General features: G+C 47.0%; 15 protein-coding genes. 2 read left to right on the forward strand and 13 right to left on the reverse strand.

Features of this window, described 5'->3' with window-relative positions:
- The 5 genes from manA (RH85_RS19690) to RH85_RS19710 form a co-directional block, all read right to left on the reverse strand.
- A partial coding sequence (gene manA, locus RH85_RS19690; RefSeq protein WP_006714492.1) for a mannose-6-phosphate isomerase, class I occupies positions 1-736 on the reverse strand: 736 nt, incomplete at its 3' end.
- A gap of 263 nt (positions 737-999) precedes the next feature.
- Positions 1,000-1,620 carry a fructose PTS transporter subunit IIA gene (locus RH85_RS19695; RefSeq protein WP_006714493.1) on the reverse strand — a complete coding sequence of 207 codons (621 nt, stop codon included), beginning with the start codon at positions 1,618-1,620 and terminating at the stop codon, positions 1,000-1,002.
- A gap of 12 nt (positions 1,621-1,632) precedes the next feature.
- The gene (locus RH85_RS19700; protein WP_006714494.1) at positions 1,633-3,363 is read right to left on the reverse strand and encodes an alpha-amylase family glycosyl hydrolase; all 1,731 of its coding nucleotides are present in this window, start codon (positions 3,361-3,363) and stop codon (positions 1,633-1,635) included.
- A gap of 23 nt (positions 3,364-3,386) precedes the next feature.
- On the reverse strand, positions 3,387-6,035 hold the full coding sequence (locus RH85_RS19705) for a glycoside hydrolase family 38 N-terminal domain-containing protein (protein WP_006714495.1): 2,649 nt from the start codon (positions 6,033-6,035) through the stop codon (positions 3,387-3,389).
- Positions 6,036-6,131: 96 nt separating this feature from the next.
- Positions 6,132-7,535: a PTS fructose transporter subunit IIC gene (locus RH85_RS19710; RefSeq protein WP_006714496.1), complete on the reverse strand. Its 1,404-nt coding sequence runs from the start codon at positions 7,533-7,535 to the stop codon at positions 6,132-6,134.
- A gap of 174 nt (positions 7,536-7,709) precedes the next feature.
- Between RH85_RS19710 and RH85_RS19715 the strand changes: the two genes are divergently transcribed.
- Positions 7,710-8,357 (forward strand): MurR/RpiR family transcriptional regulator, encoded by a 648-nt coding sequence (locus RH85_RS19715; RefSeq protein ID WP_006714497.1) that lies wholly within the window; start codon positions 7,710-7,712, stop codon positions 8,355-8,357.
- A gap of 280 nt (positions 8,358-8,637) precedes the next feature.
- Positions 8,638-9,255 carry an HAD family hydrolase gene (locus tag RH85_RS19720; RefSeq protein ID WP_006714498.1) on the forward strand — a complete coding sequence of 206 codons (618 nt, stop codon included), beginning with the start codon at positions 8,638-8,640 and terminating at the stop codon, positions 9,253-9,255.
- An 81-nt stretch (positions 9,256-9,336) separates the two neighbouring features.
- Here the strand turns inward: RH85_RS19720 and RH85_RS19725 are convergent, their stop codons facing one another.
- From RH85_RS19725 to mngA, 8 genes are all read right to left on the reverse strand, one after another.
- A complete protein-coding gene (locus RH85_RS19725) occupies positions 9,337-10,728 on the reverse strand; it encodes an MATE family efflux transporter (RefSeq protein ID WP_006714499.1) in 1,392 nt (463 codons plus the stop codon).
- A 148-nt stretch (positions 10,729-10,876) separates the two neighbouring features.
- Positions 10,877-11,623, reverse strand: coding sequence for a methyltransferase (locus RH85_RS19730; RefSeq protein ID WP_006714500.1), 747 nt, complete (start codon positions 11,621-11,623; stop codon positions 10,877-10,879).
- Between the two features lie 222 nt (positions 11,624-11,845).
- Positions 11,846-14,854, reverse strand: a complete 3,009-nt coding sequence (locus RH85_RS19735) for an efflux RND transporter permease subunit (protein WP_006714501.1) — start codon at positions 14,852-14,854, stop codon at positions 11,846-11,848.
- 3 nt (positions 14,855-14,857) lie between these two features.
- Complete coding sequence (locus RH85_RS19740) at positions 14,858-15,628, reverse strand: efflux RND transporter periplasmic adaptor subunit (protein ID WP_006714502.1); 771 nt, start codon at positions 15,626-15,628, stop codon at positions 14,858-14,860.
- A 214-nt stretch (positions 15,629-15,842) separates the two neighbouring features.
- Entirely contained in the window at positions 15,843-17,036 is a 1,194-nt protein-coding gene (manA, locus tag RH85_RS19745; protein ID WP_006714503.1) for a mannose-6-phosphate isomerase, class I, read from the reverse strand.
- Positions 17,029-18,189: a glycerate kinase gene (locus RH85_RS19750; protein ID WP_006714504.1), complete on the reverse strand. Its 1,161-nt coding sequence runs from the start codon at positions 18,187-18,189 to the stop codon at positions 17,029-17,031. The genes manA (RH85_RS19745) and RH85_RS19750 overlap by 8 nt, the downstream gene beginning before the upstream one ends.
- Before the next feature lie 96 nt (positions 18,190-18,285).
- Positions 18,286-20,925, reverse strand: coding sequence for a mannosylglycerate hydrolase (gene mngB, locus RH85_RS19755; protein ID WP_006714505.1), 2,640 nt, complete (start codon positions 20,923-20,925; stop codon positions 18,286-18,288).
- Between the two features lie 145 nt (positions 20,926-21,070).
- Positions 21,071-23,011, reverse strand: coding sequence for a PTS 2-O-a-mannosyl-D-glycerate transporter subunit IIABC (mngA, locus tag RH85_RS19760; protein ID WP_039949444.1), 1,941 nt, complete (start codon positions 23,009-23,011; stop codon positions 21,071-21,073).
- Positions 23,012-23,200: the final 189 nt, after the last annotated feature.

A 23,200-nucleotide genomic window follows, 5' to 3' on the forward strand; every position in this document is an offset into this window, starting at 1 on the left:
TTCTAAGCATTAACGGTGAGAACAAACCAATATCATCAGCGTACTCGTGGCTAAATTCAGCAATTAAGGCAAACGCTTCACGCGCTTTGCTGGTTTTCGCTTTACTCTCAATAGCTTGATGTAGCTCACTCAACGCTTGCTGTTTTTGCTCGCCAGATAAGTTCATCACCACAGAGAAAAACGCTCGCAGACCCGCCGCACTTGGTCTGTCTTGCAGGGCATCAATCTCACTGCGCAATGTTTCAATATGGGCTTGATTAAACAGCGCCACAATATCATTGATTGGTCGAAAGCCGTTCATCGCTTTATAGAAGGTTAATGCATAAACCAATTCTGGCTTATGGTTAGCGTCTTTATAGTTACGATTGCCAGCCGCCAGTTCAATACCTTGCAAGTTTTCTTTTTGATAACCTTGGATAGCTTTACTGCGGCTTGGATGTACCTGCACTGACAACGGTTTATCGGCCGATAAAACCTTAAACAAATACGGTAGATCGCCAAAACGTTCAACGGTGTAATCGCCTAATACCGATACTGGATCTTGCGCGATGAGATCAGACAGTAGCATGCCGTTACTGGCAATTTTTGAGCAACCATTTGGGTGCGCACCCATCCAAATTTCTGCTTGAGGTTGATGATCTGGATTGCCAATACCAAATAACTCAGTGATCGCTGTTTGGCTACCCCAGATGTAGTTTTGAATAACATTATCAAGTTTGTATAAGGCATGACTCATGAAGAGGTTCTCTATAGATTGGTTTGAGATGATTTCAGCACTCGAGATAACGCTTAGGGGAAGAGGGTTATGCCAATAGCATGTGGCGAGGATACGTATAATCTTTCCATCCACCCGGTCCATACCAACACAACCAGAATAGCCGTCGCTGAAATACCACACTTATTAGCGGCAGATAATCTGCGCTAAAAACGCTCTATTTTCAGGTAGTATTCCAATTAATGCTGAGATCGCCTCAGCATTAATTGATAAACCGATAAAAACTAGAGTAATAAGAATAAAATCGCAGACAATGCCAAACCAATACCTAACACCATTGGATACGCTTGTGCGCTAATATCTCGTGCCATTTCAGGCTGCTCAGGCTCAGCTTGTTCGACTCGCTCTGAAGTGCACTCCTCCAAGTTAGCCACAGGTGCTGATTCTTCTTCGCCGGCACCAAACAGAGCCATTACCTCCTCTGTGGTATTGGCCTTTAGTAATGCCTCACGAAAATCATCTTCAACCAAAGAAGAAGTTAACGTGGTCAATACCGCCATATGGGTTGATCCCGCTTCTGCTGGCGGAATAGCCAACAAGAAGATCATATTGACGGGCTCATCGCCATCAAGACCTTGCCATTGCAACTCCTCTTTAACCAACGCACAGGCAAATACCGGCTCGGTCACGGCGATCGATTTACCATGCGGCACAGCAAGATATTCACCCAAAGCGGTTGGGCCTTCTTCTTCACGCAGCAATACCGCATCTAAAAACTGCTGACGGTTGGTCAATTTACCCGCTTGATCAATTCGGTCAGTCAGTGCATTGATGGCAGCAAAACGGTCGTCAAATACCGCATCAAGCATGATCAAATCTGGAGAGGTAAGTTGTGCTAATTTCATCATCGGCTCCTGTTAGTTGGCTAGCCAAACAAATTGATATGGGTTTAGAGTAAATTGCGCGGCAAACTCGTGACCAGAGATAAGATCACGGCCACCAGCCGTCAGTGATACCGCTTGCGTTGTCGCAGACAGATTGACCACAAAACGGATCGCCTCATCTCCCTCGCCACGTTGTAAACCAAATAGCTGCGGAGATAACTCAAGTACTAACTGCTTAGATGTTGGAGCAAACGCGCTTTGTTGTTTACGCAATGCCAGCAGACGCACCATCTCGGTATAAATTCGGTTACGTAGCGAGCCAGATTCTGCCAATTCGGCTTCTAGGCTCTCCAGTTCAAATTTTTCACGGTTGATGCGGCGATTAATCCCCGACTCCACCATACCTTGCACATCGTTCTCACTGCCGAGCAAGCTATGGTAATAAACCGCTGGAACGCCAACAAACGACAACAAAATCGCTTGCGCCGCTAAGAACTTATTCGCCTTGGTTTCGGCATCATCTTCTGGCTCGGTGATCGCACTTAGGTAGTTGATGTTTAGCTCGTATGGCGATTGCGACCCGTCACCATTGTTCTTGTAGTTAACTCGACCACCTTTGCGCTCTACCTGCTCGCACATCATTTGACGATCATAATTGGTTAGGATGCCTTCAGTTGGACGCACACCAATACCATCATGGCTAGCAAGGAAGTTAAAGTAGGTCGTTTTACGGCCTTCTTCCAACGATGCCATCGCTTCTGCGGTCAAGCCTTTTGCCCACTCGGTCAATACTTGACTGTCTTGGCATAGGAACGCATGCAACGTTAACGGTGGCAGTGGGAACTGATACACCATGTGCGCTTCGTCGCCTTGACCAAAGTAAGCAACGTTCTCTGGATGCGGCACATTGGTTTCAGTGATCAGCAGGCTACCCGGTATCACTTCATCCATTACAATGCGCCACAGCTTGATGATTTCATGCGCCTCTGGCAGGTGGATACAGCTCGTATTGAGCACTTTCCAGATAAAACCAATCGCATCAAGACGAATAGAACGGCCACCGTTTGCAGCGTACATCAATAGAATATCGATACTCTCTAGCAACACTTTAGGTGAGTGGAAGTTAATGTCGATTTGGTCGTCTGAGAAGGTCGTCCACACATGGGCCGTTTCGCCGTTGGCTTTGGTAAATGGCGTCAGCAAAGGCAATGCACGTGGGCGTGTCACACTTGAGTAATCAAGCTCAGGGTCAGAAACGACAAAGTAATCTTGATATGCTTCGTCGCCAGCTAAAAAGCCTTGGAACCAATCACTGCTTTTCGAAATATGGTTGATCACGCAGTCGTACATCAAATCAAAGTTTTCTGCGAGCGCATTAAGCTCTGCCCAGTCACCCAAGTTTTCATCCACCTTGCGGTAATCAACCACACTAAAACCGTCGTCTGAGGTGTATGGGAACATTGGCAAAATATGGATATTACTAATGGCCTCTTTTAGATACTTATCCGCAAAGCACTTCATGGTTTGCAGGGTTGGCTCGCCTTGACGGCTGAAGCTGTCACCGTAGGTAATCAAATAGGAAGTGGTTTGATCCACCCATTGTGGGTACTGCGGCGCTTTGCCACGCCATTTTTCAATCAGCGCTAAAATGTCATTGGTGATCGATTCTGCTCGCGCTTCACCGCCGTTCTCAGATACGTTTCCAGCCGAATCAACCGCAGGGTAAAGACCCGCCACTTTGGTATAGATTTGTTCTCTAATCATTTTTATTATTCCTAACCTGCGACTTAAATTTTAAAGCTAACGCGAACATCAATACTGTTGTTAGGCTTCACTTGCCACTCTTGCTCAACCGTATGTTCACGGTGGTTAACACGCTCTATTTCAGCAAAATGTGCAAAGGCTGTGGTATCCAACACCAGCGCTTTATCAGTGGCGTTATACAAACGCACAATCACCGCGTTATCTTGGTAGAAAGAGTGACCAATGCTCGATAGTTGCAATGGTTGCTCAAGTTCAAACAGACTAAAGCGTTGGCTGGCTTCACGCGCATCAAAGCGTACTTGGAAACGTTCCAAGCGATTTTCAAAACTGTTCAGCGTTTGTTTTTGGTAAGCAAATGGCTGGTCTAAAAACTCTTGCTCTAAGCGACGTACCGTTTGGTGAGTCGCCTCTTCACTCAACGCAATCGAGAAATTAAACGTCATCGACTTTTGCAACTGCGCATCTGGGGTATACACCACGGTATTGTTGATGCCTGATGCACGGCCCGGACGCCATAACAAATCATCTTTACCTAAGCGGCCCGTCGATTTAAACAGCGTTAAAGCAATCGCATTCGTGCCCTCTTGCGCGAACGTCATATCGGCAGGAAGAATTTGAAACTCCTTAATTCCGCGACCATTAACGATCATGGCTTTATCTGCCTGAGCAATCGCGACCGCACCTTCAGTGGTTTCAATATCAATTGGGCATTCACGGAAGCGCTCACGCCAACCTTCCACTGACGGCGCAACAGGGCGAGTCATCAAAGCAAACGGCTGAGTGCTGAGCGATTCTTGGCTATTCACGTCCGAGTTAATCACCACTCGCACGCGGTGGTCACATGCTTGGTTAAGGGTTGTAATATCCACGCGCAATTGTTGTTCGTCTTGAACGAGAGTCAGGACAACATCAAAACTAGCTAGCGCACCCTTTTCTCCTGCAATACGCGACTCTAAATCTAGTGGCACCGCCAACTCACCACGCAGCAACATGCGCTGCTCTGTCACACCTTGTGTCACTGACAGGCAAGTCATCTCTTGGCACATTAGCGGCGTATCGCCTTCTAGCGGTGAAAAATCATAAGAGTCGCCATCATCAGCTTGCTCTTCAAAGCTCAATAACTGCTTCACAACACGGCCAGAACGCTTGTCTTCTAGCGTTAGTTGCCCTGCTGCAAAGTTCACTTTCAACGTTTGGTTTTCAATACTGGCAGACAAGTTCACCGATTGCTCTTGAGCAATGTTTGTTGCTTCGCTTTGGGTAACTTGGAATACTTGATAGCCCAGCGCGGGTAAATCGGCCACCGTGACGTTGAATTCAAAACGGTAGTAAGGCGGTACGTCTTTTTCTTTCTCACCGTCTTTGGTTACTTCAATCACTTTGCCACCGTCTAAGGTTTCACGGCTAACAATTTCGCTGTCTAAAGGTTGCGTGCCATCATTGAGCGCGATGTGCTCAAATTGAGAGAAAGCGACCACTTTCACCACGCCTGAATAAGGCGCTGGGCGAGAGTTGAAGATCATCACGTCATTGTCTTGGCAAGCATTGGCGGCAATCTCTTTCACCACCAAGTTATACAGGCCATGACAGATCTCTTCCGCTTGTTTAAGGCGATGCATGATATCGGCATTGGTTGCGTCGCTATTACAGCCGCCCATGCTGTCATGCGCATGGCATTCTAGGATCTTCTTCCACGCCATATCTACCAGTTCAGTGTGCACCGTCATGCCTTGCGCTTTGGCAATCGCAATCACCACTTCTAGCTTCTTGACTAAAAACTGCTCAATTTCAAAGTTGAGCTTTTTGATGTCGTAGCGTACTGAGCCAATGGTTTTATGAATACGGGTATAGCGCGGCGCTTTAAATTCACCACGGTAGGTTTCAAATTCTTCGCTGTTATGGCGTAGATAGTTAACGAAATTCTCCATCGACGAGATGGTATAAATATCTTTCGCAGGCGATCGCTCTGTTGCCGCAGCAAGCGTTGCAGGCAAGTTCGGGTCGATGTTCACTTGGTCGCCGCCCGATGGAATCAGCACTTCATCTAAGCCAGATAGAGCTTTGATTTTCTCGATCATCGGGAAGATTTTTTTGTCGAGATGATCGGCGTCCGGCACAATGTTTTTCGCCGCGCCATAACCATGCACTAGGTTATAGGCATAAATGGTGTCATCGCCTGCTGACTGCCAGTGGAAATGCGATTTTTGCACTTGCTGATCGTAATCGATACCACGCCAGAAAACGATGTTATCAATCCCCATACCTTTGAATAACGTTGGCATTTGCGCGTTATGACCAAAGGTATCCGGCAGATAACCAACGGTCATGCTGTGACCCATCTCTTGCGCGATGTGCATGCCGTATTTTAGGTTACGGATGATCGATTCCGCACCAACGTTGTAAGTATCCGTCTGCGTGTACCAAGGGCCGACAAACAGCTTCTTATCGCGGATGAGTTTGCTCATGCGCTCGCGCATATGCGGCAACACTTTCAGATAGTCTTCCACAATTGAAGATTGGCCATCAAGATGGTAGCAACTGTAGCTGGCTTGATTTTCTAGCGTTTCAATAACCTTCGTGAAATTGTAAGTGGCAAGCACGTCACTGTCTTGCTGGGTAAAATACCACTCACGATCCCAGTGAGTGTGCGGAATGACATGTACTTTCGCCATAGGAATATCTCTTCTACTTGGTATTGCTTGTTGCTCTAAGGCGTGGCCTGTGAGCAATTCGAATGATGGGGCGAGCACCTCGCCCCGAGTGACGTGTTATGCGTTTGCGTTATCAGGCTTAGTGCACAGCAGTAGTGCAATAGCGATAAAGCCTGAACCTATAGCCACGGATATGATGTAGCTAACCGGATCTGATGATAGGAACCAACCCCAAACTGCTGGTAGTGGTAGGCTTTGCCATACATTAAGCAGCACACCTACTTGGGTACCAAGGATGGCACCAAGCATCATGATTGGGATCATTTTTGGGTTCTTTAGAATGAATGGAATGGCACCTTCAGAAATACCGATCATACCCAGCATTAGTGACGTTTTACCCACAGTGCGCTCTTCATTTGAGAACACCGGTTTGCGGAACTTGCCATCAAGCAGCGCCGCAATACCTACACCGATTGGCGGAATAACAATACCAAGTTCACGAGCCAGCAAGTCAAAACCTTCACCCATGCCGTTTAAGCCAAGCGCAACTGAACCTGCGGCTTTATTGATTGGACCACCCAAGTCAAACGCCGTACCTGCTGCGATAACCATTGAGTAGATACCGCGACCTGCATCACCCGCTTGGGTGAACAATTCAATCATTGCAATGTTCAAGGCACCAAAGAATGGGTTGATGGCGTATTCCATGGTCAACACCATCACCACACCGGTAATCGCTGGGACAAGCAGCATGGTTTTTAGCGTGGTTAGCTCGGTTTTCACCTTGATGGTATCGTTAAGGTAACGTACTAAGTAACCGACCAAGAAACCAATCGCGATCGCACCAAAGAAGCCCGATGGAGCCCAGCCTTCAAGATCAAAGAAGCGTTTGTACACTTCATCACTCATGATGCCGCCAATAAAGGCCGGGATCAGCGCTGGTTTACCGGCAATTGAATAAGCTAGGTACGCCGCGAAAATTGGGTACATAAACTTGATGGTCATGAAACCAAGCTTATCTAGGGTTTGAATTGGCGTGCCGGAGATATCAATAAACTCACCGGTAATCTTCGCCACCGCCATCAACAAGCCGCCCAATACCACCACTGGCAGCATGTAGCTAATACCTGTCATGATATGACCAATCGCCACTTGATAAGCAGAGCGTTTCTCTTCTTCGACTTCTACGCCGCCTTCGCTCTTCTCTTTACCACGACCAAATACGGTTGGTAGTAGCTCATCAACGCGTTTGATTAACTCTTGAGTGCGCACTTTTAAAGGATTGGTGTTATCAAAACGCTCCATATCCATGATTGGCACATCGATCGCCAGAACCACACCGTCGGCGGTGGCAATATCATGCGCAGTTAATTTGTTTTTTACCCCGTCACTGCCTTGGGTTTCTACTTTAACTTCGTAGCCGTGTTTCTCGGCCCAGCTTTGAATCTTCTTCGCAGCCATAAAGGTGTGTGCAATACCTGTAGGGCAAGCGGTCACTGCAACTATCTTTTTCTTTGCCATGGTTTTTCACCGTTATATTTATTTGACTCCTGCAGTATATTTTCCCGCTATGTATCAAGATACTGTTTCATGGTACAAGCCATGTATGACGATACTTTTGTGAACCTCATCAAGGAAAATCGCGGCATTTTCGCGCCTAATAGCGCCCTAGCCATTTTCTAAATAAGTCATACGATGAACACCTTCAAAGGCATTGAACGAGCGATCTACGAATACCTCATCACTCATGCCAGTGAGTTGCACGAGATCGCGGCCAAAACCATTGCCAATAAAGCCTTAACTACCACCACCTCGGTTAATCGCGTGTGTAAGAAAATGGGCTACGCCAGCTATACCGAATTGCGCTACAAGCTGGTTCAAGATCTAAAAAAACAGACAATAGTGGGCGAAGAAGAAGCATCGCAATCACAGCGTATTTCGCAAGTGGCGCAGGCACTGAGCGCGTCACCTGTTGTCTATCTCTACTCGCGTGGCGCATCCATTGTGAGTGTCACTTACCTATCACGCTTTTTATCGCTCGCCAATATCCCGCACTTAGTGATCACCGATATCCATCAGCTCGCACGCGCCGAAAAAGGCACAGTGGTATTAGTGAGTAAATCCGGCGAGACACAAGCGGTGGTGGAGATGGCGCACAACGCTAAGCGCAAAGGTTTGAAGGTTCTGGCGATCAGCCATGTTGGCTCGACACTAGCGGCGATCGCCAATACCAACTTAGACTTGGAAGAACAAGTGGATGGTATTTCGCCCTACAGCCGCGAGTCGCAGATTCAAATTTTGAAGACCATCGATGTGATTGGTAGAGCGCTGTTGGAAGATTAGAAGGTTGGACGATTAAACGTGTAGTACAAGTTTACTTCGCTCTACATACCCAGATCCTTTGCATGGGCCATTGGTAAGAAACCAATCACCTTGTATTTAATACCCGAAGCGGTGACTTTGAACTCACCGGTTTTCAGGTTGCAGGGCGAGAAATAGAACTGTGCTTACCGATTGAATTTGTAAAATAAAGACGTTGAACTGCATTTCAAAAAGCCAGGTGGTGTAACCTCTTAACTCAGCATCATGCAACATACCGAAAGGCTAAAACAAGGGAGTAATAATGGCGTCTCACAAGATTAACAACGTGGTTTTCGACATTGGTAATGTGGTTGTCCGATGGGCGCCGCTAGAAATTACTCGGCTGACTTTTGGCGATATTGATGGCCTTGAAGACCAAGCAAGAGCTATTTTCCAATCTGAAACATGGTTAAAACTCAATAAAGGGCTTATATCAGAGAGCGAAGCGGCAAGCCAGTATCAGCAATCGCTGGGATTATCCGCTCTTGAATGCGAACGCCTGTTCTACTACGTAAAGCAAACTCAGTTACTTATCTATGGCTCAGTGGATCTTATCAAGCGAATAAAATCTGCCGGCTATCGGGTGTATGCACTCACCGATAACGTCCATGAAATCGTTTCCCATCTGAAATCAACCTACACATTTTGGCCGTTATTTGACGGCGCGATCGTTTCAGCTGAAGTGAACCTTTTAAAACCACAGCCTGAAATCTATCAAGCATTGCTGGCGCAGTTTGCCCTTGAAGCCTCTGAAACCGTGTTTATTGATGATATGCCCTACAATGTCGCCGGTGCTGAATCGGTTGGTATAGCAGGCATTCAGTTTGAAAACTCAAGCCAATGTGAGCAGGCGTTAAAAGCGCTTGGTCTGCGTTTCTAATCACAGACACATTCCGATCAAAAAAGCGCGTTACTGCTATAAAACAATAACGCGCTTTTCTCGAATATTTTCTTCGATTTTCTATAAAGCTGGGACGCTACTTTCCGGCAATAAAGTACGGTTTTTAATCACATAACGCAAACGCAACAGCATCAACACAGCGGCCACGGTTAAACCGGTCAGAATGCCTACCCAGAAACCCTTCTCGCCCATTGCAGGAACGATGATATCTGTCAGCCCTAACACCACGCCCAGTGGCAAAGCTAGCCCCCAATAAGAAGCGACGGCCAAAAACATCGGGATTTTGGTGTCTTTATAACCGCGCAGCGCACCATTGGCACCAAGTTGTAGCGCATCACTAAATTGATACAGCGCAGTCATCGCCAGTAGCGCTGCCGCCGTAGCGCTGATAACCGGGTCATTGGTGTAGAGGCGAATAATCCATTCAGGGAACAGCAAGAACGTCGCCACCGAAATAAGTGACACTAAAGCTGAAACAATGATGCCTATTTTACTGCGATCAATCGCGCCCAGTTCATCGCCTTCACCCAGAGCATAACCAACACGAATAGTGATACCAAAAGAGATACTCATCGGGATCACATAGGTCATGCTAGAGATGTTAAGCGCGATCTGGGCTGCAGCGACGTTTTCCGCACCAATACGGCCAATAAGCAGCGCGATAACGGCAAAAATGCTGCCACAGATAGCGATGTTCATGCCAATCGGCAGGCCAAGTTTGAGCAGATGATACATCGCTGCAGCTCTTGGTTTTGCATCGGAAAAACGAATGATGGTTTTGTAATGGTGATGCGCTTTGATGTAGCTATAGAGCAAACCTGACATTAGCCAATAAACCAAACTGGTTGCCCAACCACAGCCTACCGCGCCCATTTCAGGAAAGCCAAAATGGCCATAAATCAGCACGTAGTTGACAGGGATATTAACCAATAAACCAATCATCGAAATGATCATCGGGGCTTTGGTATTGTTCATCCCTTCACAGAAACCATTTAGGGTATAGAAAAGCGCAATCCCCGGTACGCCAAAGGCTAAAGCGAAAGCGTAATCACTGGCGATTGGGATGATTTCGGAAGCAACACCAATCCATTCTAGAATCGACTGAGCGCTAACCAGATAAGCAACAAGCAAGGCACTGGCGATCAAGGCCAGCCAAACCATCTGGAAAAATTCCACTGAGATGCTGTCAAAGTCACGCGCGCCACGATGGTAAGCAACAACGGGCGTGAGCGCCATAATTACGCCACGTAACAGCAGCAGTACCGGAATCCAAAGGCTGGCACCAAGTGCTATCGCCGCTAGATCCGCCGGGCTCACTTGGCCGGCCATTGTGGTATCGACAAAGCCCATCGCTTGAGTGGCAATTTGAGTCAAAATAATAGGAATCGACAGATGCATCAAAGCACCCGATTCACGAGTAAAACGAGAAAAAGGACGAGGAGTCGTATGCATGGAGGTTCTTCAACACCAATATAAATGCACCAATGATGGCAGGATAGCGGGTGTGCATTTTAGGGTGTGCCCGTTAGGCGGCGATAATATAAACAGCTTACGATTGAGAGTAAAGCCTAATAATCCCGCTCACCTCGCGCATTTTGACTTAACAGGCTCGCAACGGTGGTTTTTGTGCCACCAATAGACCTACCCGTTGTTTTTCTAACGTTAAACCGATCCGTTTTAGGCGGGAAAGCGCGCTAAAATCGTAACAATGGTGCTCGCTGATATTGGCAAAACCGGCTTGGGTTAACTGCTGTCGCCAAAAACGGGCGGAATGGAAACAAACACCGACACCAGCGGTGTTCGCGCCCAGTTTTTCAGTGAGCGGCGCCAGCACTTTGCTCGAGGTAAGATGGTAGATAAGTTGGCTGGGTAAATCTTCAATCAGCGCACCTTCATAGAAATTTTCAAATATCAGCACAATACCGCCCGGAGCGAGCACTTTATAGGCATCACGCAATGCTTGTTGCTGTACACGACAAGTATTTTGATAACCTTCGGTAACGAAATGGTGCAAAACCCAATTAAACTGAACCGCCTGTAATCGATTTGGCAATGCCAAGCTCTGAAAGGTCGATTGCAGTACTTGCTTACGTTCATCCGGTCGATTTTTTTGCGCCAAAGATGGCTCGGGTTCCACTAAAATCGCCGACGCGCGAGCAAAATGATTCAGCACTTTATCGACATATTTGCCATTACCACCGCCCACATCCATCAATTTGAAGGGGGCTTGAGAGATCTGATACTTATCTAAAGCCTCGATGACCAAATCAAACATCGAGTCATCGACATATTCAGTATCAAACGCTTGTGTCTGTTCGCTAGAGAGAAGTTTTACGGAATCAGCCATGCAATCACCTAGTCTCATTTTGTTATCGTTAATCCGCCAACAATCTACGAAGAGCAAGTATCAAACCAAGTTTAAGTGCGTTAATTTTCAATAACTTAAATACCACCCCATTGGATTTGTCATTTTAAGAATGAGATTCGGAAGCAAAAAGAAATAAAGGCAGCGATCATCATCCCTGCCTTTATTGATAGCGAACATCTGGTCAATGCCAATGTTTGTCAATCACTGATGATGTTTACGTCCTGCCGTGACCACATACAGACAAGGCACAACAAACAGCACAACAGGAAGTGAGAGTAACAAACCATAACCCAGTGTTAGCGCCATTGGTCCCATATACACATCCGCCCCGCCAATCCCATAAGCGAGCGGTAATAAGCCTACAACAGTGGTAAGCGAAGTCAGTACGATCGGCCTTAAACGCAACATCGAGGCTTCAACTACCGCTTGTATTAACGCGGTTCCTTGAGCGCGCAATTCATTAATTCGCACAATCAACACCAGCGCATTGTTCACCACGACACCACACATCCCCAATGCCCCCACCAGAGCAAACAACGATAACGGCTGCATATGGAAAAAGAGCGCACTCAATGCTGCAACGAGGGCAAATGGGATCACAGAAATCACCAATAATGGCTGAACCATGGAACCAAACACGATAGCTAAAACAAAATAAATCCCCAACAAAGCCGCTGGAAATGCCACTACAATGCCGCCAAAGGTCTCTTCCGTTGCTTCAACTTCACCACCAATATCCAGCATCACATCGGCGGCGATTTCTCCTTGTACCGCGAGCCAAAGTTGGTCGGTTATTTCATCCGGGCTTAAACCATTGTCATCCACTTGTGCCGTCACCAATACCTGGCGGTCGCCATTAAAGTGCAAAATAATGCGCTCCGATTGAGTATATTGAACCTTCGCCAAGCGACTCAGCGGTACTTGTTGACCATCAGGGGTATATATTTTGGTATTACGTAGTTGCTGCAAATTACGTGATGCTTCTGCCAAGATAACCCGTAAGCCCACTTCCTCATCGCCAATCCAAGTGGTTGAAACCTTCTCACCATCAAAAGCGATACGCAGCGTTTTTGCCAAATCTTCAACGGTTAATCCATAACGTGATAACCATTGATACTGAGGCACAATTTCAATTTGCTGATCTTTCAGCTCTTCGTTATTAGTCACATGGCTCAGGCCAGGATAATTTTCTAGCCATTGCGATACCACCATCACCGCTTCATCACGACTCTGCTTATTTTGGCCAATAACTCGCACTTCAACCGGTTCTCCCGGCGGAGGACCACCCGCATCAACGGTAAATTTAATAAAAGGAACGCTCACAATATTGGCCAACTGCACACTCAGATCATCCGCGATCTCTCCGGCGGTACGCGTGCGATCTTCCGCATTGGTTAAATTAATCAAACCAATACTCGCCGGCGTGGAATAGGTCATTTCATAACTTAACAATTCCGCGTCTGGCAGAGAGCTAATCACTTTCTCCACTTGCTGGTGCGCTTGGCGTACTTTCTCCATCGGCGTGCCGGGCTTTACCTCGGTATAAACTTCGATGTATTTAGCCGCTTGGGTTGGAAAGAAATCGAGCGTTAACGTTGAAACTAATCCGGCTCCCATAACCATAATCGCTATCGAACAAGCTAAAACTTTTAAACGATGCTTTACGGCGATCATTAACCATTGCTGATAACGACGAATTAATCCGTCAAAAGCAATCATGGTACGAGTGTTGTATTTGGGTTTATTAAACGACTCCACTAAGTGGGCGGGAAGTGTAATGGTGCATTCAATCCAAGAAAAAGTGAGCGCCATAATAACCGTTAATGGGATCACCGCGATTTGCATACCAAATTCGCCCGGAATAAAGAACATGGGAATAAACACTAATACTGTCGTCGTCAAACTGGCGAGCACAGGTTTATAGACTTTAAGTGTCCCTTCGACTGCTGCATCTAGCGGTTCTGCACCCCGTTCTTTCTCTCGATAAATGCTCTCGGCTACGATCACTGAATCATCAACGATAATCCCGATCACCAGTAGCAACGCCGCTAATGTGATCGCATCCAGTGTCATGCCTAACCCCGGAATCAAAGCAATGACGCCAAAAATGCAAAACGGGATGGAAACTGCTACCCAAAAAGCGACTTGGCGCTGCAGAGTCAGTCCTAAAATCACCAGAACCAACACCAAGCCTATCGCTCCGTTGGTGGCGACAATGTTGAACTTTTCACTCATGTCTTTGGCAAGGTTGATTGAGGTATGAAAATCGAATTTCCCCGCCTGCTTTTCACGTTCAGCATCCAAGGTCTCTAATACAGCATTGATGGCTGTACGCACATCGGCATTCGCCGTTTTAGTAATATTGAATAGAATCGCCGCTTGATCATTGATCATGCCGAACTCGGTTGCCTTTTCAAAACCATCACTGACGGTTGCGACATCTCCGACACGCACCAATCCACCATCAGGTAGCACTCGTAACACGGTTTCTTCTAACTGCTGTACACTCGTGACTTGCGTTAAGGTAACGAGACGGTGTTCTGACTTCCATGATTCAACGACGCCGCCAGATAACGACAGATTTCGGCTGGCGATAGTCTGTAATACGTCATTAATGGTAACGTGATAACGCCTCGCTTTATTTGGATCGACCTCTACCCAAAATTCACGCTCACGAAATCCCGACATTGTCGCGCTACCAATGCCCGGAATGGCGCGAATACGTTTTTCCAACTGGCGAGAGTATTGTTGCAATTCCGCGTAGCTGCCGGTTGTCGTCACGCCAAAACGTAGTACTTCAAAAGAGGAGGTGCTTTCTTGCATCACCAAAGGGGGATCAGAAATGTCTTTCGGTAGGCCACTCACGCGGTCAACCGCCTGCTGAATCTTGCGTACAACATCAGCAATGTCAGCACCTTCGGCCAACTCCAACAAAATCAATGATGCGCCTTCTGTTGATTCAGAGACCATCTCACTGATGTTCTGCACACCACGCAGCTCTTTTTCAATTTTATTGGTGATATTGAGTTCAATATCTTGCGGGGATGCCCCAGGATAATGGGTGATAATTTCTACTTCAGGAAAAGCAATCTCAGGGTATTCTTGCATCTTGATGATGCTCAATGAGGCAAGACCAACCGCAAACACCATCATGGTGATCACTCGCGCGAGAAATCCCCTAGCAGCGAAGTATTGAATGATACTTTTCATACATTACTCCTTAGTCTGCACTGTAGCATGCAGCGACATACCCGGCTTGATTGCACCATTGTGATTGTCGATTTCGACCTCAACTGGATAAGCCATCAAGTTTTCATCAAGATTAATACCGATACGTTTTATCTTGGCGGTAATTTTGCTACCAGGGAGCGCTTCACACCACAACGTGATCTCCTGACCTATCGCGATATTATGCAAATCATATTCACTCGCAAGAAAACGAACGATTAACTGATCCACACTAGCGACGCTGTATATCAACGTGCCCTTTTCTACCCAAGAACCTTGCTCGATCTGACGATTGACAATATAGCCACTAATATCAGCATTGATGCGCGTGTGTTGCAGCGCATCTTGAGCTTTCTCCAAATCAATTTGGGCTAGCTGCACATTTGCGCGCGCCGTTTGCAATTCAGCGAGGGCGATGTCTAATTCATGCTGCGATAGGCTATTTTTCTTTAACAATGCGGTGTAGCGCATATAGGCACTGTTTTTAATGGTTAACTCGGCTTTCGCCAATACCAGATGCGCTTTTGCAGTACGGACATCAAGTGCAAAATCACTATCATCAATCTGCAATAGCGATTGGCCCTGTGTGACCTGTTCACCAATTTGTAAAGGCGGGCTTTCCACCACACCACTCACTTGAGCGACCACATTTTGGAACTGTTCTGCCGTCGCGTGACCAATCAAATCGACCGCGAGAGCTCGACCTGAACCGAAAATACATGTACTTATTACCAACCACCTAGCAAAGATATTCATAATATTATCTCCGTAATATTTGTCGTACGGCGATCTTACTCTGACTAGTGTGAATGATTTGTATACAGCACAAGGAATTTTCGTTGATGACCGCAGCCATTATTCACTGTGACCATAAATAATGAAGCCCGCAAACTCGCGGGCTTCATTATTTCAGGCATTGGCTGGCGTGAGGGGGAACGCGAGTTAATGCATAGACATAAGCGTGGTGTCACTAATTAAATGCACGAGCCAGAGTCCCCGCACCTTGATAGTGATAAACTTTGGCATTACTGCAAACAAACACCGATTCGCCCGCTTTTAGCGTAACCAGTTCTTCACGCCCTCGTATCGTTACCATGCCTTCTACGCAAAATAGAATTTCAGCGCCACGTACGTATTGCGACTGTTCGACGCTCTCAGCTTTAAGCACTTCAAAGCCAAAGTCATCGACTGGAATTGGGTAGCCAATCTTGTTTTCCATTTGGTAAGGCGTCAGCTTAATGTACTGCGGATCGATCGAGACAAACTGAGTATTGTCGATAAGCTCCGCAACATCCATATGCTTAGGTGTCAGGCCAGCACGCAACACATTGTCGGAATTGGCCATTATTTCTAGCCCAATACCTTTAACATAGGCATGTGGCGTTTCTGCATGCAGGAACATCGCTTCACCAGGCTCAAGCTCCACCACATTCAACATTAACGGGGAGAATAAGCCGATATCGTCAGCATACTCTTGACTAAACTCGGCAATCAACGCCAAGGCCTCACGCGCCATACTGGTTTTCGCTGTGCGATTGATGGCTTGATGCAGTTCAGCCAGCGCCGCGCTTTTACGCTCACCAGCAAGATTCATCACCACAGAGAAGAAAGCCTGTAAACCTTTAGCGCTTGGTCTGTCCGCTAGCGCATCAATTTCACTACGTAAGGTTTCAACCCCAGCTTGATTAAATAACGAAACGATATCAGCAATAGGACGAAAACCATTCATGGCTTTATAGAAGGTCAACGCATACACCAGTTCTGGCTTATGGTTGGCGTCTTTGTAATTGCGATTGCCCGCCGCTAACTCAATGCCTTGCGAATTTTCTTTCTGGTAGCCTTCAATCGCTTTACTACGGCTTGGATGTACCTGTACCGAAAGCGGTTTATCGGCGGCAAGCACCTTAAACAAATACGGTAAATCACCAAAGCGTTCAACCGTGTAATCACCCAATACTCCTACCGGGTCTTGCGCAATGAAATCAGACAGTAGCATGCCACTCTCTGCCACCTTGGAGCAGCCGTTAGGGTGAGCACCCATCCAGATCTCCGCTTGCGGTTGGTTATCCGGATTACCAATACCAAACAGTTCATTGATCGCGGTTTGGCTACCCCAAATATAATTTTGGATCACGTTATCGAGTTTAAATACGGCTTTACTCATGATTTGACTCTCTTGCAGCTAACTTGCGGCCTAAACACAGCGTGGCGGCGATATTACGAGCGGTACGAGTAAGATTACTTTCCGCTTCACTCAGTACTTGCGGCAGAGCTTGTGGTGAACGAACCGTGCCAAATAGTGCATCCATACGTTCATAGAGAGCTTCAACGTCTTGCCCCAACGATCCGGCAACCCCAATTACAGCAATGCCACGCGCATTGGCACGCTTAGCGATACCAAATGGCGTTTTACCTTGCAGGGTTTGATTGTCCATCTGCCCTTCACCGGTAATCACCAGATCCGCGCCATCAAGTAATTGGTCCGCCTTGAGTACGTCCAATACCATTTCAATGCCAGATTGCAGATGCATATCAAATAACAGCGACAGTCCCAGAGGAGTGCCGCCTGCAGCGCCAAATCCCGGACTATTTTGATGATTCATGCCATTGTAGGGTGCGGCAATCATGGCAAATTGATTAAGTGCTCGGTCTAGTTGCGCCACCATCTGCGGTGATGCTCCTTTTTGTGGGCCAAAGACTTCACTTGCGCCCATCTCACCACACAATGGATTAGAAACATCACACGCCACAATCGCCTCAATCGATCTACAACGAGGATGGATATGGTCGAGGTCAATCGATGCGATCTGTTCAAGTACCGCTCCACCTTTAGCCAGCTCGTTACCCGCAGAATCAAGCAATTTACCGCCCAAAGCCTGCACGATACCCGCACCGGCATCATTGGTTGCACTGCCGCCTAACCCCAACAGAATTTTGTCAACGCCAGCATCCAATGCCAGTTTGATCAACTCACCGGTACCATAAGTTGATGTAATTAAAGGATTGCGTTCATTCAGCTGCGTAAGATCAAGCCCTGAAGCAGCGGCGATTTCAATCAGGGCGGTTTTTCCCTCATCAAGCAGCGCCCATTGAGCATTCACTTTGTCACCCAGTGGGCCTTCAACTAAGGAAGATTGACGTTCCCCAGATAAGCCTTGCATCAGAACATCAACCGTTCCTTCACCGCCATCAGCAAGAGGTAAATGGTGGTAACTGGCGTTAGGGAATGCTTCTTTAAAGCCATTTTCAATCGCTTGGCACACTTGCATGGCGCTGAGCGATTCTTTGAATGAGTCTGGTGCGATAACAATTTTCATCTTGTGTCACCCTGTTGGTTTTATAGTGGGATATGGTGCTATGCGAGCAAAAAAGGCTCGCACATCAATAAGGCGATGTGCGAAGCCGTTGGTAACTTAGAATGTCACTAGGAATGATTTCGCCTGACATGGCTTCAACGAACCAAAGCGAGTCTCAATTTGAGATTCCGTTAGTGGTTTCTCGTCTAAGCTCACTTCTTGCCATGCACTGATTGCTTTAGTAAAGCGAACGGCATCTTCTACCTCACCCACTTCAGCTGGGTTGTAGACACGGATAACAAGACCTTGCTCATCCTCCGCTTTCTTCAATACGCTTAGTACCGCGCCACGTTGTTCTTTTTCTAGCAAGCTGTAAGTCAGTGGTTTGTTTTGTTCACCCACATTGAGCTTCATCGCGTTGTACGGGATCTTGTTGTAGCACTGAATTGGAGTGACGTTGTCACGCGATTCAGCCATAATGTTCGCGCTGATGTGATCACCTTGGTAACCGAACAAACTAAATTGGCAAACAATCTTGCCGCGAGTTTGCGAATCTGGCGTTGGGATCTTAATACCTGAAGGACGTCCCGGACGCAGCAGCAGCTCTTCTTTACCTAGCGTGCCGACACCGCGCAGCAAGGTTAGAGCAAACATGTCGCGTTCTTCATTATCCTTGCTCGAGATGATCTCAAACTCACGCAGACCGTTGGTCATCAGCGCCATACCACCGGCACTGTTTTCAACTGCCGCAAAGTTCATCAGCTGGTAAACCGGTACTGGCGCTTCTTTCCAACCTTCTTGTTCCCAAACTTCCATCGCAGGATCGTTAGTTGGGCGAGTGATCAAACCAAATTGGTTATCCGCGACCACGGTTTCAGACACAAATGGCGTTGGAATAAGCACGCGTACACGGTGATCATCGGCTTGGTTATCCAGCTCCATTCGCACTTCAATGCGGCGGCTGCCTTGTTTTAGAACCACTTGGCAATCCACATCGAGGAAGCCATTTTGCCCGGTGCGCTCTTCACGCTCTAGCAGGTTCGCTGGCACCGCCATGCGTAGCTTGATGTTTGCTACTGACTGGAAGCCTTCGTGTTTAATTTCGGTGTGCGCTTGGAACTCATCGGAATACAGCAACCACTCTTGACGTGATGGTGAGTAGTCGTATTCATCGCCATCGTCTGAACCATCTTCGATGCGCAGCGCTTGGTCGTATGTGTGTAGCGTCTCTTTATCGAAAATCGTCAGTGTGCCGTTGGCGTTCACATTGATGCGGTAGAAGTCGTTCTCTAGAACATCTTCACCTTGCTCAGCGATTTTTTGAGTCCCTTTACTGTTTGCTTCAATGTGCAGGGTAGTAAAGCCCATTGCCGGTACGGTGTGCTTAAACTGAATGTCATATTCGATGAACGGGTCGTAGTTACCGTAGTGCACGATTTGGCGGTCAATCTTACCAGGGTCAATCACGCGTTGGTCTTGGATGAAGTACTCAATCGCATTGCCGTTGTCATCAAATAGATTGAAGTCGTTAGCACGAATTGTAATCGTAGTGTTGATCACCTCTTCACGTGCATATGGCGATAGGTTAAATAGTGCCAGCTTGTCACAACCTTCACGTGCTGGCATGTGATCAACAATCTTACGTTTGTAGAAGTTGATAAGGTTAGTCGCCATGTCATCAGCAAGGATGTAACGGTTTAAGATCTCAGCATGGACTTTGTCTGAACAGCAGCAGCCAATCGAGTCATGAGCGTGGTTCTTCATGCTCTCTTTCCACATTTTCTCGATCAGGCCGTGGTGGTATTCAAAGCCTAAGCTCCATGCGATAGACGCGAGCGGCTCAAGAATGTTAACAATCTTGTTTTCCACTTCCGCGTGGATCAGTTTGATGTCCATACGCGTTGAAGAGATGGTGCGGTGAACGCGCATATATTTGCCATCGTTAAACTCACCTTTCACCGTATCAAGTTGGTCGCGCAATGCTTCAATACGTTCAAACACCTCTTCGTAACGGCTCATCACAAACTCGCATTCTGGGTAGATTTCACGCAGCTTGTCCATCACTTCAAAAATGTCATTTTGAATTGGCATTTGATCGTGGCCATTCGGTAGCAAGATATCTTTGGTTACCGATGGTTTTTCTAGCACTGGGAAGTATTTGTCTAAACGATCACGCAAGCCTTTTTCATCTTGCGGTAAGTACTTACCAATTGCATAACCTAATGGTAATACTTGCGCAGTGACTTCACTGCCATCGTTTGATTGCCAAATAAATTCCGTTTTGTCCGTGCCGTGACGCTCAGAACAGCCGCGCCAGAACATCGCACGATCAATGCCAAAACCGTTATAAATCATAGGCAGTTGCGAGCTCATAGAGAACGAGTCAGGCAAGTAACCAATCTTCATCGCTTCGCCCAATTCTAGGCAGTCACGAATACCGTAAAGCATATTACGCACAATCGATTCACCCGATACTTGCATGGTGTCGGTTTGTGAGTACCAAGGGCCAACAATCAACTTGCCCGCTTGAGCCAATGCTTTCACACGTTCTTTGTTTTCTGGTTTGATGGCAAAGTAGTCTTCCAGAACGGCTGTTTGACCATCAAGAACGTAGTATTTGTATGCAGGGTCGTTTTCTAGACGCTGCATGATTTCTTCCATGTTATTGATGAGAAGAATACGTGACTCTTCAGTAGTGAAATACCATTCACGATCCCAGTGCATGTGTGGAGTAATATGAACGCGTGATGTAGTCATGACTGTATACCTATTGAGCGGTTTACTTATTCAGTAAAGAGACTCGAAGTTTGAAAATTGGGGAATAATTGTGTGAGCTTGCCAATGAATAAATCGCAGGCTCTAGCAAGGGCACAGCTAACCTGTGCCCTTATGCTGTTAAGCGTTAGTTTGAAGTCGCAACCTGAGCGTCAAATTGACCCTTTTTTATTGCGTGAGCTCGCCATGCAATCAGCATTGCCGTAGAAATCACCGTACCGACTAATGCTGCGCCAAGCCAGATTGCGCCTGCACCGAATGCGCCCATTTCAGCACTGTAATCCAATAGGAATAGCGACACGATGCCAGCACCTGGTGCTTGTAGGCCAATGCCAGCCGCGCCAACGATGGCACCACAAACTGCAGAACCAACTAGGAATGAACCAATCACTCGTACTGGATCTTCAATCGCCATTGGAATCGCACCTTCAGTGATGCCTGCAAGGCCAAGTAGCCATGTTGATTTGCCCGTTTCGATTTCAAAATCTTTGAACAAACGAGGACGTAGCATGGTTGATAAGGTCACAGTAAAGGCTGAAACCATTTTCACTGATGCGAAGATTGCGTATGGCACAAAGTTACCGTTCGCCATCGCACCCACACAGAACAAGTACGCCGCTTTGTTGATTGGACCGCCAAGGTCAGCCGAAACAAACAGACCGATGACCGCACCTAAAATGATCGCATTGGTACCTGATAAGCCATTAAGGAAATCCGTCAGGCCTTGGTTTAGCCATGCAACAGGCTTACCAATCACAAATAGCATCAATGAACCAACCACCAACGTGCCCAGTACTGGGTAGAGGTAGAAAGTAAGGAAGCCGTTAAATGATGGGCTAACGCGAATGTTTTCTTTCACCCAGCGCATGAAGTAACCCGCAAGCAAACCACCTGCGACGCCGCCGAGGAATCCGGCACCAATCAAGTTTGCAGCAAGACCGGCGGCGAAACCTGGCGCTAATGCCGGTTTGTCTGCCAAAGAGTACGCAGTATAAGCCGCCAGCACTGGCACCATGATGACGCCAAGCAGGCCACCACCAAGCTTGCGGTACATGTTCAACCAACTGCCAGCTTCATTGTAAAGCGCCAGCATTTCTGGGTTGATACGAGACAGCAGAACCGCAATCGCCAACATGGTGCCGCCCGCAACGATCAACGGAACCGCAAACGAAATACCTGACAGTAGCGCTTGCTTAACGTCTGTTCTCCAAGAGTTGCGTTTCTTTGGCGCATCGATTGCCACAGCACGATCTGCGCCAGAGCCATTTTTTGCCTCTTCCAGCGCTTGCTGCAAAATACGCTCAGCGTGTTTAATTGGCTCAGCAACCGGCACTTCAACGCGAGGAATACCGTTAAAACGCTCAAGCTCTTTAATCGCAACTTCAGCAGCAAACACACACGCATCTGCTTTATTCAGTTGCTCAGCCGTTAAGCGATCTTCAATACCATTTGCGCCCTGCTTTTCAACGTGAACGTTAATGCCAAGCTTTTTACCGGCTTTTTCTAAGTATTCAGCAGCCATGTAGGTATGAGCAATACCTGCTGGACACGCCGTCACACAGACAACGGCTGGCGCATTTGTATTTAAGTTGTCTTGTTTATCTTCAGGTTCATCTTGCTTGTTAAACAACGCCAACAGCTCATCGGCAGTGGTCGCTTTTAGTACCGCTTCACGGACATCATCATCCACCAGCGTGGTGGTCAGCTCCGTCAGCAGCTGCATATGCGTAGAGCCTGCTTCTGCATTTGGAATCGCAATCAAGAAGATCAGATTGACATCTTCTTCTTCATCTAAGCCTTGCCATTTCATCTCTTCTTTGAGCGTCGCCACAGCAAACGCGGCTTCTTTCACCGCATCGGTTTTGCCATGCGGTACTGCAAGGCCTTCGCCAAGAGCGGTTGGACCTTGCGCTTCACGGGCAAATACTGCTTGTAGGTATTGTTCTTTATCATGCAATTTGCCTTGTTGTTCTAATTGTTCGGCAAGAGCACGAATCGCTTCGTCACGACTATTAAATGTCGTTTGGAGATTAATCAGCGATGGGTGGGTTAGAGAGGTAAGATTCATAACGTTTGTCCCATTGTCCATTATTCGTTATTCGTTATTCGTTATTCGTTATTGTCAGTACAACAATGAGACAAATAATACCTATTAAATACAAATAATCCGCGACACAGATCTCATTTGAATCAATAAATGTATTGTTGTTGTATCATTTAATTTCAAAAATAGACCACACAACTGCTTGTCATATTG

This window comes from Vibrio ichthyoenteri ATCC 700023, assembly GCF_000222605.1.
Lineage (GTDB): Bacteria > Pseudomonadota > Gammaproteobacteria > Enterobacterales > Vibrionaceae > Vibrio > Vibrio ichthyoenteri.